This window comes from Bradyrhizobium sp. (assembly GCF_049586575.1).
GTDB lineage: Bacteria > Pseudomonadota > Alphaproteobacteria > Rhizobiales > Xanthobacteraceae > Bradyrhizobium.
In genome coordinates, this window is the sequence record NZ_JBAVCF010000272.1 from 1 (window position 1) to 1605 (window position 1605).

Consider the following 1605-nt stretch of genomic DNA (forward strand, 5'->3'; position numbering starts at 1 on the left):
GTTCTCCACCCACTCGATGAATTTCGGGCCGCAGCATCCTGCCGCGCATGGCGTGTTGCGCCTGATCATCGAAATGGATGGCGAGGTGATCCAGCGCGCCGATCCGCATATCGGCCTGTTGCACCGCGGCACCGAGAAGCTGATCGAATACAAGACCTATCTTCAAGCAGTGCCTTATTTCGACCGGCTCGATTACGTCGCGCCGATGAATCAAGAGCATGCCTTCTGTCTGGCGGTCGAAAAGCTGCTCGACATCAAGGTGCCGCGGCGCGCGCAATTGATCCGCGTGCTTTATTCCGAGATCGGCCGCCTTCTTTCCCATCTGCTCAACGTCACGACGCAGGCGATGGACGTCGGCGCGCTCACCCCGCCGCTGTGGGGTTTCGAGGAGCGCGAGAAGCTGATGGTGTTCTACGAGCGCGCCTCGGGCTCGCGCATGCATGCGGCTTACTTTCGGCCCGGCGGCGTGCACCAGGATTTGCCGGAGAAGCTGATCGATGACATCGGCGCGTTCTGCGATCCGTTCCTGAAAGTGGTCGACGATCTCGACCGCCTGCTCACTGGCAATCGCATCTTCAAGCAGCGCAACGTCGATATCGCGGTGGTCAAGCTTGAGGATGCCTGGAATTGGGGCTTCTCCGGCGTGATGGTGCGCGGCTCGGGCGCGGCCTGGGATTTACGCCGCGCGCAGCCCTACGAATGTTATTCCGAACTGGAATTCGACATTCCGATCGGCAAGAACGGCGATTGCTTCGACCGTTACCTGATCCGCATGGAAGAGATGCGCCAGTCGGTGCGCATCATGAAGCAGTGCGTCGGAAAATTAAAAAGCCCGGACGGGCAGGGGCCGGTCACGGTCGACGACCACAAGATCGTGCCGCCCAAGCGCGCCGAAATGAAACGCTCGATGGAAGCGCTGATCCACCATTTCAAACTCTACACCGAGGGCTATCACGTGCCGGCCGGCGAAGTGTATGCCGCGGTCGAGGCGCCCAAGGGCGAGTTCGGCGTCTATCTCGTCGCCGACGGCAGCAACAAACCATACAAGTGCAAGATCCGCGCGCCGGGTTTCGCGCATTTGAGCGCGATGGATTTCCTCTGCAAGGGCCACATGCTGGCGGACGTCTCGGCGATCTTGGGCTCGATCGACATCGTATTCGGCGAGGTTGACCGATGAGCGAGCGACGTCTCGCCCAGCCCGAAGTTCAGCCGAAGGGTTTTGCCTTCAGCAAGAACAATCTTGCCTGGGCCAAGGATCAGCTCGCCAAATATCCGGAAGGCCGCCAGCAGTCCGCGATCATTCCGCTGCTGTGGCGCGCGCAGGAGCAATCCGGCGGCTGGCTGCCGGAAGCGGCGATCCGCCACGTCGCGGAATTCCTCGGCATGGCGCATATCCGCGGGCTGGAAGTTGCGACCTTCTACACGATGTTCAATCTGGAACCGGTCGGGAAATTCCACGTCCAGTTCTGCGGCACCACGCCGTGCCGGCTGCGCGGCGCCGACGACATCGAAAAAGTCTGCCGCAAGCGCATCGGCGAGCCGGGCCATGTCACCAAGGACGGCAAATTCTCTTGGGTTGAGGTCGAGTGTCTCGGCGCCTGCGTC

At 61.3% G+C, this 1605-nt stretch carries 2 protein-coding genes; both read left to right on the plus strand.

The window, feature by feature from the left end:
• Positions 1 to 16 precede the first annotated feature (16 nt).
• The gene (locus tag WB528_RS10415; RefSeq protein ID WP_423888337.1) at positions 17 to 1177 is read left to right on the plus strand and encodes an NADH-quinone oxidoreductase subunit D; all 1161 of its coding nucleotides are present in this window, start codon (positions 17 to 19) and stop codon (positions 1175 to 1177) included.
• Positions 1174 to 1605, plus strand: a 432-nt coding sequence (gene nuoE / locus WB528_RS10420) for an NADH-quinone oxidoreductase subunit NuoE (protein ID WP_423888336.1), incomplete at its 3' end; no start/stop codon positions are given. The genes WB528_RS10415 and nuoE, both read left to right, overlap by 4 nt.

What these genes read in the sequence shown, in the direction of transcription:
- WB528_RS10415 (WP_423888337.1), top strand. Translation starts at nt 17, where the DNA reads ATGAATTTCGGGCCGCAGCATCCTGCCGCGCATGGCGTGTTGCGCCTG.